The following is a 14206-nucleotide window of genomic DNA, read 5'->3' on the forward strand; positions in this document are numbered from 1 at the left end:
TGCGCCCTTGGCCCGCCGGATTTAGATTTAGGTCCGGCCGAAAGGGGCGGCCCGTATTCTAGCTTCAGGCACACGCGCGGGGATCCCCCCGGAAGGGCGGCGGCATGGCGGACGGGTACCGGACGGAACAAGACTCTTTGGGGAAAATGCAGGTCGCCGAAGGCGCCATGTGGGGCGCGCAGACGCAACGGGCGGTCGAGAATTTCCCCATCAGCGGCTTGCGATTCCCGCGCGACTTCATCGGAGCGCTGGGCATGGTGAAATACCTGGCCTGCCAGGTCAACCGCGATCTCGGGCTCATCGACAGCGCCTTGGCGGCGGCCATCTCCCAGGCGGCCATGGAGGTGACCGAAGGCCAATGGGATGAGCAATTCCCCGTGGACATTTTCCAGACGGGCTCGGCCACCTCGACCAACATGAACGCCAACGAAGTGATCGCGCGGCGGGCGACCGAGATCCTGGCGCAAGGGGGCGGCGCCGGGCTGACGCGCAAGGTCCATCCCAACGATCACGTCAACCTTTCCCAGAGCAGCAACGACGTCATCCCCAGTTGCATCCATATCGCCGCCCAAGTCGCGATCGATAAGGATCTGGTTCCGGCCCTGGTCCGCCTGCGTACGGCCCTGGAAGCCAAGTCCAAGGAATTCGCCGGCGTGCTCAAGTTGGGGCGCACCCATTTGCAGGACGCGACGCCCATGACCTTGGGTCAGGAATTTTCCGGCTACGCGGCCATGGTGGCGCACGCCATCGGCAGGCTGGGCAACGCGAAATGGCATTTGGGCGAACTCGCCTTGGGCGGGACCGCGATTGGCACGGGCATCAACGCGCACGCGGATTTCGCGCGCAAGGTGATCGAACGCCTGAACGATTTGTCCGGCATGGAATTCCGCGAGGCGGAGAACCATTTCGAAGCGCAGGGCGCTCGGGATGCGGCCGTGGAGGCCTCGGGCGCGCTCAAGTCCGTGGCCGTCTCCCTCTACAAGATCGCCAACGACATCCGTTGGCTGGGCTCGGGCCCGCGCGCCGGCCTGGGCGAGCTGGAACTGCCGGCGGTACAGCCCGGCTCATCCATCATGCCCGGCAAGGTCAATCCGGTGATGGCCGAAGCCCTGATGATGGCTTGCGCGCAGGTGATCGGCAACGATGCGGCCATCACCTTCGCCGGGGCCGCGGGCAATTTCGAGCTCAACACCATGTTGCCGCTCATCGCCTATGATCTGCTGCAATCCATGCAGATCCTGACCGGGGCGGCTTCCGCTTTCGAGGAAAAATGCGTGCGCGGCCTCTCCGCGGACGAAGAACGTTGCCGGGAGACCCTCGACCGGAGCCTGGCCCTGGCCACCGCCCTGGTGCCGCGCCTGGGTTACGATGCGGCCGCCAAGCTGGCGCAGGATGCCTACGCGAATGGGAAGACCATTCGTGATGTCGCGCTGGAGAAGGGCTTGATGAAAGCGGAGGAATTGGACGCGCTTCTCGATCCTGCGAAGATGATCGGGAAGCCCTGATGCTTCCTTCTCGAGGGCGCTAAGCGGCGGCGATCAGAAGACGAAATTGAAGGACGCGCAGTACGATAGGCCGCGCAGCTTGCGCGTGTAGCGAAGCGGAATGAAGTAGCCGACCTTGTTGTCGATGAGCACGTTCTTGTTCTTGAACAGCTCCAGCCCAAGGTACGGATTCATGTTCCAGGTCCAGCGGGAGAAGTCATCGCCCGACAGGAAAACCCCTCCCGCCGTGTAACCCGTATACAGGTTCAGGAAGCGGTTCGCCCCTCTCCCGAAATGCCTGGAATAGAAATCCTGCCCCACGGACAGGAAGAACAATTCGCTGACCGTTGTCGAATCCGAGCTATCATCGAAAGCGTGGTAGACGCCGATCATGCCGAAGCTTTTGCCGCGGGTGAACAGGTACTTGATCGCCGCCCCCTGGTAGACGTCCGCCGTAAAGCCCTTTTCCGGGTTCTCGATGCGGAGCAGGCCGTACTCCACGCCGGGCATGTTCACGAACGCGAGATTGGTTCCGCTGGGGCTGGTGCTCTCCTCTTGGACGTTCAGCCGGACCAAGATGCCGCCGCGGGTATTGCTCAGGTTGGCGATGTTCTTTTGCATATCGAAGATGGATCGTTCCACGCTATGGATGGATTCCAACAGGTTATCCGACACGTGGTGATCCTGGGACGTATCCGGCGCCGCCATGCGCTTTTCGTACTCGCGTTTCTTCTCCCGAAGGAAGACGAGCTCCATGCTGTCTTTTTCCAGTTGATCGGTATTGTCGATGGTTTGCATGGTGCTGCTGCCGACATACCCGATTTGGGGGAGCAGGGCGTTCAACTTCGCGAAATCCGGCTCCGAAAGGGTCAGGTTGAGGAGCATGGAGTTGCGGGTTTCCGAACGGCCCTCCACCCGGAAGGAGGATGAATTCGCCGAGGCGGGAACGGAGTTGCTTTCGGTATGCACCTGGGTTTCCCGTACGGCCGCCTGGGCTTCGTTCACGAATGCATCGAGGCGCGCCTTGGCCTTCTCCGCATCCGTCACGTTAACGGTGACATCGTATACGCTCCGGGATTCGCCGGCGCGAACCGGAACGGCGTAGGCGAGAGCGGAGAATAAGCAGGCGGCGGCAAGCGGGAAGCCCATGGGAACCTTTCGGCAAAACCTGGTCGGAACGGCGCGAACGGAGAGCGGTCCGGAAAGGTACACAGGAACCGGACCGGCTCCAATCGGGCCCGGCGCCGAAACCCGATAACAGTGGCCGCTGCTGCATAATTGAGAGCAGGAAACCGCGCGACCCGATTCCCGAGGCGAAGCCGGATGGGTGATATTGGAAAGAACCGCAAAAGGAATTCCGCATGTCCCAGGCTTATTCCGCTCTCCTTTTATCCGGATGCCTACCGGCCCTTTTCATCGCTTGCGATCGCGCCGCCCCCGTCGCGCCGACGCAACCCGTCTCAGCCCTGTACGAATGCCGCGGAGAGCCCGGCTATTCCCATATCGACTGGGATAGCCTGAGGCGGGAATTGAAGGCGCATCCCGTGGATTGCGCCGCGCCCGGAGGCGATAGCGGTCTCATCCTCCAACCCGCGCCCGCGACGCAGCAGGCCGATAGCATCCGTATCTTCGTGCATACCGTCGTCATGGATGCGAATTGCCACTACTTGACGCAGGAAGAGGATACGACCACCGTGGCGGCAGGCACCCCGCTTCGGCCCACTCTCTGGAATGCTCGGTACCTGGATGGAAGCCAAATGGAAACGGGCGAATACTATGTCAATACCGAAGTACGCTGGCCCGAAGGGCGAAAGGATACCACTTACCAAAAAATCGGTTTCATCCGCACCGGCTGCGGCGGATAGCGCCTTCCCAAATCGGAATTCCCCGGCTTCGCGCATGGCGGGGAATTTATCTTGGTGGTACTCTGTAGGGATGTCCTAGGGGACCCCTTGACCAATCGTCTCGGCCCCGACCGAGGCCGCCGAAGGATGCGCATTGAGTCTTGCCGCCGTCTTCCTCGCTTACGCCGTCATGGTGTTCTCCATGGAGATGTGGTCGCGCAAGCATCCTCCCGCCAACCTGGCCGACATCGCCGCGGCCCAAGAGGCAAAGGACAGCGCCGAATTCGTGGACAGGTTCGCCATCGCGGATTCGGGCCATTTCGTGCCGGCGGTGGGCGATTTCCTCGACTTCGTGGCCGTGAGCGGATCCCAAGGCGGCCTGATCCACAATTACATCAACAACGGCATGCATCGCCTGATGCGCGCGATCATGAGCGTTTCCGAACTCAACGTCCGGGTCGGTATGGCGGATCGCATGCAGCTGACCATGGCCCGTTACGTGGATACCTTACAGGCCCACCCCCGATGGGCCCTCGATCCCCACCGCGTGCGGCCCGCCATGCTGATGGCGGTGGAGGTGATGGGCAACCTGAACCTGCCTTACGACGAGGCTACGCGCGCCCGCATCAAGAAGGCGGAGGAGGCGGCCCTTTCCCTGGAGAACGGGACCGCGACGATATGGCAGCGAGCGCGGGTGCAGGACTTCTTCATCCAGTCGGGCATCGCCCTGGTGCTGATGAAGGAACGCGCCATGAGCGGCCTCGAAACCGCTCCCCAGGCCCCTTCCCCTTAAACGCCTCCGGAACCCCTCGCCATCGTCCTCGACCGCGCCGTGGGCTAACGGATCGCCAACACGTCGGGAGCGCCTTTTCCCTGCGGCTCTTGCAGCAGGTAAAGGCCCCGCGCCATGTGCTCGGGCAGGCGGGCATCGTCCTTCCGTAGCGTCCCCATCCGGCTTCCATCCAGACCGAGCAGGTTCAGGACCGGGGAGGAGGCGAAAGCGCGCGCATCGAGGCGGCCGCCGGGGATCGCCGCGAAGCTATGGCCGGGAAGGGAGTAACGGGCCTGGCCCGCTCGTATGCCGGTGGCCGGCTGCAGATCCGGGCTGTCTAGCAGGTACAGGATCCCGTTGTAATAGCCGCAGGCGTAGATCCGCCCGTCGGCATCGGTCCCGAAAGAGGAGATGCTTACGGGGGAAGCGCTCAGCGTGGTGGCGGTGACCGCGCCGGCCGCATCGCGCTTCAGGTTCCAGAATCCTTTCGATCCCCAATCGGCGATGAAATAGGTGCCGTAATATTGCGAGGCCGGATTGGCCCGGAAGATCACTCCGCCGATGATGGCCGGGCCGTTGGGGCCGAATCCGGCGCCCTTGATGGAAGCGTGGGAATAGGTGTAGATGGGAAGGGTCATGGTGCCGTCGTTCGTACCCTGGGTGCCCTCCATCGTCTTCCAGCCGTAATTGCCGCCTTTGGTTATCAGGTTCACTTCTTCCGTCGCCTCCTGGCCCACATCGCCTTCCCAAAGCTCCCCCGTCGGCGCGTCGAAATTCCATCTCCAGGGATTGCGCAAGCCATACGCGTAAATCTCGGGCCGGCCGCCCCCGCTCGCGAAGGGATTGTCCGCCGGGATGTGGTACTCCAGGCCCGCGTCCTTCGAGTTCACGTCGATGCGATGCATCTTGCCCAGCCAGGCGTTCTTGTTCTGCCCGTTCCCCAGCGGATCGTTCGCGTCGCCGCCGTCCCCCACCGCGTAATAGAGGTAGCCGTCCTTGGGCCCGAAGGCGAGATTGCCCCCGTTGTGGTTCACGAAAGGGTCGTCGATCTTGATGAGGACGCGGCCCGGGTTCCCGGAATCCTTCATGCCCGTCGCATCGGCGAGACGCTCCTCGACCATGTCGTAGTAGGTGCTGCCGGGAGGATCGTAGCTGATGTAGTACTTATGGTTGGTGGCGTAGTCGGGATGGAACGCGATGCCGAGCAGTCCTTGCTCCAGATCCGCGCCCACGCTCAGGTGGTACAAGGTGTCTTTCACCACGCTCCCATCGGATTTCTTGGAAACGAGCAGGACGTTGGCCGCATGTTGTTCCAGCACCACGTTGACGCCGGGATGGCCGGGGAAGGCTCCGAAGTAAACGGGATCATGGAAGGTGGTTCCGGGGTACGCATCCTTGAAGGTGATCCCGCCCGTCTGGGCCAGGATAGGGGCGGCGCAGAACGCGCCAAACAGGATGGCGGGGCAAGCGGCGATGAAAGGGAAACGGATAGACATGGAAACCTCCGGAGCATGCTCCGGGGTAAAATAGCCCGCGATGGCTTTAAATGCTGCCGGCGCTTTTTCCCATTGCGCCTGCGCTACGCGAAGCGTACCGCATGGTACACGTCGCGATCGGGAAGAGGACTCTGGGCTTACTTGACCCGCAGCAGATCGGGAAGGCCTGCGCCGGTCGCCGGCTTCAACAGGTATACTCCCGCGTCCATATCGGCCGGTAAACGCGCATCGTCCTTGCGCAAGGCCCCTAAGCGGTTCCCGTTCAAGCCGAAGAGTTCGAGGACCGGGGCGGCCGCGAAAGCCCGCGCATCGAGTCTGGCGCCGGGACGGACCGTGAAGGTGCGGCCATGCGCTTCGCGGGCGGCCCCATCCGGTTTCAAAACCGTCGCGGGAGCCAGGTCCGGGCTGTCGAGGAGATAGATGGTCCCATTGCTAAGGCCGCAGCCGTAGACATGCCCTTCGGCATCGACCCCGAAGGAGGAGAATCCCGTGGGGGTATTCGCGAGGGTGGTGGCCGTGGCCGTCCCGGTGGCATTGAGCTTCAGGGCCCAGAACAGGCTGGTGCCGTTGTCGGAGATGAGATAGTTGCCGTAGTACTTGGAAGCGGGATTGGAGCGGAACACCACGCCGCCGATCACGCAATTGCCGGTGGTGGCATGGTCATAGGTGAAGAGCGGCGCGATCATCGAGCTATCCTTCGTGCCGCCGTTCCCCGCGCTCTGGTTCCCTTCCATCACCTTCCAGCCGTAATTGCCGCCCTTGGTCAAGGTATCGACTTCCTCGATATGGTCCTGGCCCACATCGCCCACCCACATCAGGCCGGTCAACGCGTCAAAAGTCCACTTCCAGGGGTTGCGCAAGCCGTAGGCGAATACCTCCGGCCGGCCGCCGCTGGCGAAAGGATTGTCGGCGGGGATATGGTATTCCAATCCGGTATCCTTCGAGTTCACGTCGATGCGATGCATCTTGCCCAGCCAGGCGTTCTTGTTCTGCGCGTTCCCGTTGGGATCGTTGGCGCTGCCGCCGTCGCCCACGCCGAAATAGAGGTACCCGTCCTTGGGGCCGAAGCCGAGGGTGCCGCCGTTATGGTTGCTATAGGGATCGTCGATATCGATGAGGATGCGGCCCTTGGTGCCGGAGTCCTTCATGCCCGTGGCATCGGCGATGCGCTCTTCCACGATGTCATGGTAAGGGGTGTTCGGCGGATTGTAGCAGATGTAGTACTTATGGTTGGTGTTGAAGCTGGGATGGAAGGCGATGCCGAGCAGCCCCATTTCATTGTCCGTGCCGTTCACCGTCGCATGGTACAAGGTATCCTTGGCCACGCTGCCGTCGGTGTTCATGTAGACGATCAAGGCGTTTCCCAGGTGCTGCTCCAAGATCACGTTGGTCTTGGCGCGGCCGGGGAAGGGCCCGAAATACACGGGCCGATCGAATTTCGTTCCGGGGTAGGCGTTGGTGAATTTGATTTGGGATTGCACGGGAATGCATCCCGCCAAAAACGGCGCAAGCGTCAAGACGATCCGGGCGCGAGCGGACATAAGACCTCCGGGAAGGCTAAGGGGCCTTTAAATTATACGATCTAAAATAGCTTGCGCATAAAGGAACGCGGCCAAAAGCGTAACCCGGCCGACCATATCCATCCGGCTTCCTGCTTGGCCGCCTTGGCGAGCCCCAAGGCCATGAAGCGAAAGGGGGAAATCCCCCCGAACACGGCCGAGATGGCCAGCAGTACGCGGGGCGTAAAGCCCGGAAGGTTGCAGATGGCGTAGATGGGCTCCCAACGGGCGGGGACGAATTTGGACTTGAAGTTTTCCAGCCCCCGGAAATTGTAGAACCGGCTCCCATGGGCGCGCAGCCATTTGAAAAGCAGGGACAGCCAGAGCGGATCGGTTCCGCGCCCCTCGCCGGCCAAGTGGGAAAGCGGCGAGAGTCCCATCGTCACGTAAACGGCTCCCGCGGCCGCGGCGGCGCGGAAAGCCGCGTCCACCAAGGCTTCCGCCGTCCCGTTGGGCGCGTCCTTGTCCCGCACGAACTGCTCGGTGAGCCATCCCTTCCGGGCCGGTATCGGCGAAGCCACGAGAAAACCCACGGGAGCCCCCGCGCGCTCGGCGACGAAGATCCTGCGATCCCAAAGCCGGCCCAATGTCTGCGGCTCCACCAGGAAATGCATGGACGGCATGCGGCGGTGCGCCAACCACTCGCGCAGGCAGCGCCGCAATTCCGGGGAAGCGGAGGCCCGTTCCCGGGGCCACTCGCCGACGGTAACACCTTTGTTACGGGCCCGATTGAGCTGGGCCCGCAGCGAAGGCCGGCGCGCCAGGATCCCCGGCCAGTCCGCAGGCTCCCAAACCGGCTGGGCCCCCAACTGGATCGGGGAATATCCGCCAGCCCTCCCCAAGAGGGCTTCGAGCCGGGCGCCCGCCCCGAAATAGCAGAGCGCCGATCCCTGCGCGCGGGCATCCGCCTCCAGTTCCGCCGACACCGCGGCCAAACGTTCGGGCGGGCAAACGGGGGCCCCGGCCACGACCCTCACGCGCCCCCACTCCGCGTACCCGGCGACCGCGTCCCCTTGGCGGGAAAACCATAAACGCATGCCGGGATTGAGGATTTGATAGGCGGCGGCGTTCCAGCCATGGCGTAGCACCAATTCCCGCGCCCGGGCCAGTTCGCCTGTAGGCTCTTGCAGGTCCTCCGCCATTCCGGGAACCTAGGAAATCGAAGCCCGCACCGGTTAGGCTAAAATTCTTTATGCACAATATTCGTTGCAACGAATATATTATCCTAATGGGACAGAACATCCAAATGGAAATCAAGCAGCGCAAGCCTTTCGCCACCAAAGAGGAAGAGCTGTTCCTGAACATCCTGCGCACGTCGGATCAACTGATGCGCGGCCTGGCTGACGTGCTGAAGCCCGCCGATCTGTCGGGAACCCAGTACAATGTCCTGCGCATCCTGCGCGGCGCGGTCCCCGACGGCCTGGCTTGCGGCGAGATCAGCGATCGCATGGTCACCCGCGATCCGGACATCACCCGCTTGCTCGACCGGCTGGAGAAGCGCGGCCTGGTGGCGCGCAGCCGCGAGAAGACCGATCGCCGCATAGTCACCGCGCGCATCACCGAAGCGGGCCTGGAGCTGCTGAAAAAAATGGACGACACCGTGACGCGCATGCACAAAGCGCAATTGGGCCACCTGGACCTGAAGGCCTTGGATGCGCTCATCAAGCTGCTGGAGCAGGCCCGGGAAAAACCCGCATCCCACTGAGGAGGGAACCATGATCACTTTGCGCAAGGCCGAATCGCGCGGCCGGTTCGATTTCGGATGGCTGGACACGCGGCATACCTTTTCCTTCGGGGAATACATGAATCCCGCGCATATGGGTTTCCGCACCTTACGGGTCCTCAACGAGGATCGCGTGAACGCGGGGCAGGGATTCGGGACCCATGGCCACCGCGATATGGAGATCCTCTCCTACGTGCTCGATGGGGAATTGCAGCACAAGGATAACCAGGGCAATATCGGATCCCTGAAACCGGGATGGGTGCAGCGCATGAGCGCGGGCACGGGCATCATGCATTCCGAATTCAACGGCTCGAAAAACGACCCGGTGCATTTCCTGCAGATTTGGATCGTGCCCGCGAAGCGGGGCATCGCCCCGCGCTACGAAGACCGCGAGTTCCCCCGGGAAGACCGCGCCAACCGGCTGCGGTTGATCGCCTCACCCGCAGGGGAAGCGGGTTCGCTGACCCTGGAACAGGATGTCCGCGTCTACGCGACCGTCCTCGAAGCGGGCAAAGAGGTGGAGCTCCCCTTGGCGAACGGTCGCGCGGCCTGGGTGCAAATAGCCCGGGGCGATGTCGCCGTAGGGCATGGCTTCAGCAAGGGCAAGGACGGGATCGAATGCGCCGGGGAGTGGACGCCCTTGCGCGCCGGCGACGGCGCGGCGTTGGAAGGGGAGGCGCGCCTTTCCTTACGAGCGGAAACGGAGGCGGAAATCCTCGTATTCGATCTGGCCTGAAGAGTTGTCGCGCGGGCGCAATATAATCCCCCACCATTCGCCTGGCCACCCCGGCCCGTAGCCCGAAATGCCCCGAATTCCCGGTATCCACCATACACCTTGGTGATTCGAGCACTAATCGATAACGGCGTTTCCCACTACTCCGACAGGTTATTATTCCGGATACCCGTCGAAGGGTAGAGAAGGGAATATGCAAATCAACTTATTGGAATACTGGTGGGTCGGGCTTATCATCGTCTGCCTCGCTCTTTACAAATACATCCTGCGCTTCCTGTTCGGCATGGTCATCGTGCCCGAGGATCGCATCGGACTGGTCACCAAGAAGTTCGTCCTGTTCGGGGCCAATCGGGAACTGCCGGACGGGCGCATCATCGCCACCTTGGGCGAGGCCGGCTTCCAGGCCAAGGCTTTGGCCCCCGGGCTCTACTTCGGGAAATGGTTCTGGCAATACGACGTCACCATGGAGAAGTTCACCGTGATCCCCGAAGGCAAGATAGGGCTGGTGATGGCCAAGGACGGCGGCCCCATCCCCACGGGCAGCATCCTGGCGCGCCGCGTGGAATGCGATAACTTCCAGGACGCGGCCAAGTTCCTCGACGGCGGCGGCCAGCGCGGGCGGCAAGCCCAATACATGACCGCCGGCTCCTACCGCATCAACAGCATGCTCTTCACCATCTCGGTGACCGAGATGGTCCGCATCCAGGAAAGCATGGTCGGCATCGTCACCACCTTGGATGGCCTCCCCATCGAAGCCGGGCAGATCGCCGGCAAGTCCGCTACCGGCCACAACAATTTCCAGGACTTCGATGCCTTCATCGCCAACGGGGGCAATCGCGGCCTGCAGCAGCAGGTCATCCTGGCGGGCTCGTACAACCTGAATCCCTGGGCCGTGCAGGTGGAGGAGATCCCCATGATGGAAATCCCCATCGGCTTCGTGGGCGTGGTCATCTCCTATGTGGGCCAGGAAGGCCATGACCTCACCGGCGCCGACTTCAAGCACGGCAACATCGTGGAGAAGGGGCAGAAGGGCGTGTGGCTCGAGCCCATGGGCCCGGGCAAATACCCCATCAACAAATACGTGATGAAGGTGGAGCAGGTGCCCACCACCAACCTCGTGCTCAACTGGGCCTCGGCCCGCAGCGAGGCGCATAACCTCGACAAGAACCTCTCCACCATCACCGTGCGATCGAAAGACGGTTTCCCTTTCAACCTGGACGTGGCCCAGATCATCCACGTGCCCACCACGGAAGCGCCCAAGGTGATCGCCCGCTTCGGCAACATGGTGAACCTGGTTTCCCAGGTGCTGGAGCCGACCATCGGCAACTACTTCCGCAACTCCGCCCAGGACAGCGACGTCATCGCCTTCCTCAGCACCCGCAAAGAGCGGCAGGAATCGGCCAAGATGCACATCAAGCGCGTGCTGGACGAATACAACGTGAACGCGGTGGACACGCTCATCGGCGACATCGTGCCGCCGGAATCCTTGATGAAGACCTTGACCGACCGCAAGATCGCCGAGGAGCAAAAGGTCACCTACGAAACCCAGAAAAAGGCGCAGGAGACGCGCCAGGGCATGGAGAAGGAGACCGCCATCGCCGATATGCAGAAGGACATCGTGAGGGCGCAGCAAAGCGTGGAAATCGCCGAGCGCACGGCCAACGCGACCGTCAAGAAGGCGGAGGGCGATGCGACGGGCGTGAAGCTGGCGGTGGGCGCCGAGGCGGAAGCCATCAAGTTGCGCGCCTTCGGCCAGGCCGAGGCCACCCTCGCCCAGGCCCGCGCCGAATCCGAGGCCACCAAGCTGAAAGCCTCCGCCTCGGCCGAGCAGACTTCCCTCACCGGTTCGGCCGAAGCCGGCAAGATCCTCGCCATCGGCAAATCCACGGCGGAAGCCTATGAGTTGGCGGTGAAGGCCTTGGGCGGCGAGAACTTCACCCGCTACAAGATCACCGAGGAACTCTCCAAGGGCCATATCAAGCTCATTCCCGACGTCCTGATCGGAGGAGGGTCCAACGGCGGCGGGACCGCCCTCGACGGCCTCTTGGGGCTGAAGCTGATGGAGATGATGGCGCCCGGCGTAAGCGCGGGGAACGGGGAAAAGGCTTTGCGCAAATAGGGCCGCCCCAGGAATTTATCTTTCCGGGAATACGGGCGGAGGTCTCCGCCCGGTTTCCGGAGACCGAAATGGATCACGTCCTCAAGACCGCCCCGCATCGCCAGCCGGAATTCCCCGTCGAACCCCTCTTCCCGGAGCGGTGGTCCCCGCGGGCAATGAGCGGCGCCCACATCGAGAAGAGCGCGCTCATGACCCTCTTCGAGGCCGCTCGCTGGGCGCCTTCGTGCTTCAACGGCCAGCCCTGGCGCTTCGTCTATGCGCTGCGGAACACGCCCGCATGGCCCAAGTTCATGGAACTGCTGACCCCGAAGAATAAACTCTGGTGCGCGAACGCGGGCGCGCTCATGATCATCGCCGCGCGCCGGGACTTCGAGGCCAACGGGAAGCCCAACCCCACGTATGCCTTCGACGCCGGCGCCGCCTGGATGAGCCTGGCCTTGCAGGCTTCCTTGCTCGGGCTGATCGCCCATGGCATGGCCGGCTTCGATCGCGGCGCCGCGGGCGCGCTCATCGGCCTGCCCGAGGGTTATGACGTGGAAGCGATGTGCGCCATCGGCCATCCCGGGCCCATAGAGAGTCTCGCCGAGGAATTGCGGGCGGGGGAGAAGCCCAACGGCCGCAAACCGGTCTCCGACTTCGCCTTCGAGGCCCGATTTCCCGACGCTCCCCGCTGATTCGCGGCCCGTCCGAAAAAAAAGTTTTCCACATCCCCCGATACAGATTCCGCCTCTCGCGCGTCCACTATCCACAGGACTACGGTCAAGAAATCGTCTATTCATTCAAAAATAGGCGGGATGATCGTCCTTTATTCACAGTGGAAAACGAGTTTTCAATAGCCTGTTGATAAGCGTGAATTTGCAGAATTGGCAAGACTGGGCGCTTTTCTTCTGGTGATCCCGAAGGCGGGGAATGGTAAGATTCCGGATAAATAACCCCATGGAAGACGTTCTTTTCAATCGCCAGCCCCAACGAAATCGGCCGGCCTCCCCAGCCGAGTCCGTTTCCTGGACAGGTCGCGCCGCGGCCGACGCGGACGCGCAGCCAAAGGCGTCTCTTCCCTATCCATTATCCGCCTTGTTCGCGCTGATCGAGACGCGTCGGGATTTCCCCAGCGCTTGCCAGGACTTGGCCGCTTTCCTGAAAGGCCTCCCCGACCGCTACACCGCCGAGAACCTGTTGCTCGCCGTCGTCGAGGCGCGCTTTCCGCGCGTGTGGATGGAGCGGTTTTTGTTCACCCTGCTGGCCCTGCCCTCTTCCGAAGGGCAAGCCGCCGGGCATACCCTCCAGTTCCGCACCTTGAAGCGGTTGTTGATGCGCGTAGAACGCCGCGCGCCCCTCAGCGTCGGCGAATCGACCCTGGCCCGCGAACTCATTTCCGCCCTGGCCCTCTCGCGCTTCCTCGATTTCGAACCGTTCTGCCGTACCGCCGCCGCTACCTTCCAGGCCTTGCGGGCCGGGAAGCTCGCCGTCTCCGGGGATCTCGGGCTGCTCATCTACCTCATCCGCAGCGAACACTCGGCCTTGGGCGAGCGCAAGCGCTGGCTCGAAGAAGGGCTCCCCTCGGGCGAACCCGCGGCCGTCGCGCGCCTGTCCCCGCATCTCGACCTCCTGGAAGAGCACATGTCGGAAGCGCAAGGGCTGGCGCAGCGCCTGGGCACCTTCGGCGGGGTGCAAGAGCATTCCATGGGCTTGGAAGAAGCCATGGGCCCTTTCCGATTCGCGCGCTTCCTGGAGGGCTTACGATCCCCCGGCTTGTCCGGGCTCAAGGAAGTCCTGGAATCGCAACGCGCCAAGCGCGTCCCCACGCGGGATCTGATCGCGCTGACCTCGCTCTGCCGCTGGATCGCCGAGGCGCAGGGAACCTCGTCGGGTCCGGTGGAATGGGTCCGCATGGCCTTGGCCGCTTATGATCATGGGCAGTTCCGCATCGATGCCCGGGGCGGGCTTCCCGCCGTGGAGGCGCTCCTGCGCGAGGCCAAGGTGGGGCGCGACGGCGACGTGGTGATCGGCGACTTCGGCGAATACCATTTCTCGTCCTGGGCCTCCCGCGACGGCTTGACGCGGCCCTATCGCAGTTCCAATCCCGATCGGCTTACTCCGGACCTGGGCCGGTTGGTTCTCGCCAATATCCATCGCGAAGCCGTGGTCCTCAAAATGCTGGATCAGCCGGCCGTCCGGGAAACCGAAGGCTTGGTCGCCGCCATAGTGGAGGGCAGCCGCTCGGCGGTGGTGCACGCCAAGATCGCCTCCCGCCCGGAGCTGCATGCCGGGCCCGCCTGCGCCCGGGTCCCGACGGCCTTGCTGAAAAGCCCCGTGTCCATCCCCGCCACCCTGGCGCTCCCGCTCATCCATCCCGCCCTCGTCCCCTTCCAGGAGATGAAGGCCCTCTACCGCAATCGCGCGGAGCTGCGTCCCGACGTAGCCGAAGGCCTGCGCGCCTTCCTCAAGCAAGCCTACGCCTTGTAACCGGATTTGT

12 protein-coding genes are annotated in these 14206 nt (G+C 63.0%); 8 read left to right on the forward strand and 4 right to left on the reverse strand.

Features of this window, described 5'->3' with window-relative positions:
• Nucleotides 1-104 precede the first annotated feature (104 nt).
• Complete coding sequence (locus JF616_11580) at nt 105-1505, forward strand: class II fumarate hydratase (GenBank protein MBW8888386.1); 1401 nt, start codon at nt 105-107, stop codon at nt 1503-1505.
• Between the two features lie 33 nt (nt 1506-1538).
• Here JF616_11580 and JF616_11585 read toward each other — a convergent pair whose 3' ends face one another.
• Nucleotides 1539-2633, reverse strand: a complete 1095-nt coding sequence (locus tag JF616_11585) for a hypothetical protein (protein MBW8888387.1) — start codon at nt 2631-2633, stop codon at nt 1539-1541.
• Nucleotides 2634-2845: 212 nt separating this feature from the next.
• Here JF616_11585 and JF616_11590 point away from each other — a divergent pair, with 212 nt between their 5' ends.
• Nucleotides 2846-3349 carry a hypothetical protein gene (locus JF616_11590; GenBank protein ID MBW8888388.1) on the forward strand — a complete coding sequence of 168 codons (504 nt, stop codon included), beginning with the start codon at nt 2846-2848 and terminating at the stop codon, nt 3347-3349.
• A gap of 133 nt (nt 3350-3482) precedes the next feature.
• Complete coding sequence (locus tag JF616_11595; protein MBW8888389.1) at nt 3483-4121, forward strand: hypothetical protein; 639 nt, start codon at nt 3483-3485, stop codon at nt 4119-4121.
• Nucleotides 4122-4165: 44 nt separating this feature from the next.
• Here the strand turns inward: JF616_11595 and JF616_11600 are convergent, their stop codons facing one another.
• From JF616_11600 to JF616_11610, 3 genes are all read right to left on the reverse strand, one after another.
• On the reverse strand, nt 4166-5596 hold the full coding sequence (locus JF616_11600; GenBank protein ID MBW8888390.1) for a PQQ-dependent sugar dehydrogenase: 1431 nt from the start codon (nt 5594-5596) through the stop codon (nt 4166-4168).
• Nucleotides 5597-5733: 137 nt separating this feature from the next.
• Entirely contained in the window at nt 5734-7137 is a 1404-nt protein-coding gene (locus tag JF616_11605; GenBank protein ID MBW8888391.1) for a PQQ-dependent sugar dehydrogenase, read from the reverse strand.
• 41 nt (nt 7138-7178) lie between these two features.
• The gene (locus tag JF616_11610; protein ID MBW8888392.1) at nt 7179-8297 is read right to left on the reverse strand and encodes a DUF2156 domain-containing protein; all 1119 of its coding nucleotides are present in this window, start codon (nt 8295-8297) and stop codon (nt 7179-7181) included.
• An 86-nt stretch (nt 8298-8383) separates the two neighbouring features.
• Here JF616_11610 and JF616_11615 point away from each other — a divergent pair, with 86 nt between their 5' ends.
• The 5 genes from JF616_11615 (at nt 8384) to JF616_11635 (ending at nt 14196) form a co-directional block, all read left to right on the forward strand.
• Complete coding sequence (locus JF616_11615; GenBank protein MBW8888393.1) at nt 8384-8860, forward strand: MarR family transcriptional regulator; 477 nt, start codon at nt 8384-8386, stop codon at nt 8858-8860.
• Between the two features lie 10 nt (nt 8861-8870).
• A complete protein-coding gene (locus JF616_11620) occupies nt 8871-9614 on the forward strand; it encodes a pirin family protein (protein MBW8888394.1) in 744 nt (247 codons plus the stop codon).
• Nucleotides 9615-9804: 190 nt separating this feature from the next.
• Nucleotides 9805-11730, forward strand: coding sequence for a flotillin family protein (locus tag JF616_11625; protein ID MBW8888395.1), 1926 nt, complete (start codon nt 9805-9807; stop codon nt 11728-11730).
• Between the two features lie 68 nt (nt 11731-11798).
• Nucleotides 11799-12404 (forward strand): nitroreductase family protein, encoded by a 606-nt coding sequence (locus JF616_11630; GenBank protein MBW8888396.1) that lies wholly within the window; start codon nt 11799-11801, stop codon nt 12402-12404.
• A gap of 400 nt (nt 12405-12804) precedes the next feature.
• The gene (locus JF616_11635; protein MBW8888397.1) at nt 12805-14196 is read left to right on the forward strand and encodes a hypothetical protein; all 1392 of its coding nucleotides are present in this window, start codon (nt 12805-12807) and stop codon (nt 14194-14196) included.
• Nucleotides 14197-14206: the final 10 nt, after the last annotated feature.

The sequence above is a fragment of the Fibrobacterota bacterium genome, assembly GCA_019509785.1.
Lineage (GTDB): Bacteria > Fibrobacterota > Fibrobacteria > UBA11236 > UBA11236 > Chersky-265.

Excerpts from the sequence above, each read along its gene's own strand:
- JF616_11625 (MBW8888395.1), top strand. The coding sequence starts at position 9,805 with ATGCAAATCAACTTATTGGAATACTGGTGGGTCGGGCTTATCATCGTC.
- JF616_11630 (MBW8888396.1), top strand. The coding sequence starts at position 11,799 with ATGGATCACGTCCTCAAGACCGCCCCGCATCGCCAGCCGGAATTCCCC.
- JF616_11580 (MBW8888386.1), top strand. The coding sequence starts at position 105 with ATGGCGGACGGGTACCGGACGGAACAAGACTCTTTGGGGAAAATGCAG.
- JF616_11600 (MBW8888390.1), bottom strand. The coding sequence starts at position 5,596 with ATGTCTATCCGTTTCCCTTTCATCGCCGCTTGCCCCGCCATCCTGTTT.
- JF616_11605 (MBW8888391.1), bottom strand. The coding sequence starts at position 7,137 with ATGTCCGCTCGCGCCCGGATCGTCTTGACGCTTGCGCCGTTTTTGGCG.
- JF616_11585 (MBW8888387.1), bottom strand. The coding sequence starts at position 2,633 with ATGGGCTTCCCGCTTGCCGCCGCCTGCTTATTCTCCGCTCTCGCCTAC.
- JF616_11610 (MBW8888392.1), bottom strand. The coding sequence starts at position 8,297 with ATGGCGGAGGACCTGCAAGAGCCTACAGGCGAACTGGCCCGGGCGCGG.
- JF616_11615 (MBW8888393.1), top strand. The coding sequence starts at position 8,384 with ATGGGACAGAACATCCAAATGGAAATCAAGCAGCGCAAGCCTTTCGCC.
- JF616_11620 (MBW8888394.1), top strand. The coding sequence starts at position 8,871 with ATGATCACTTTGCGCAAGGCCGAATCGCGCGGCCGGTTCGATTTCGGA.
- JF616_11590 (MBW8888388.1), top strand. The coding sequence starts at position 2,846 with ATGTCCCAGGCTTATTCCGCTCTCCTTTTATCCGGATGCCTACCGGCC.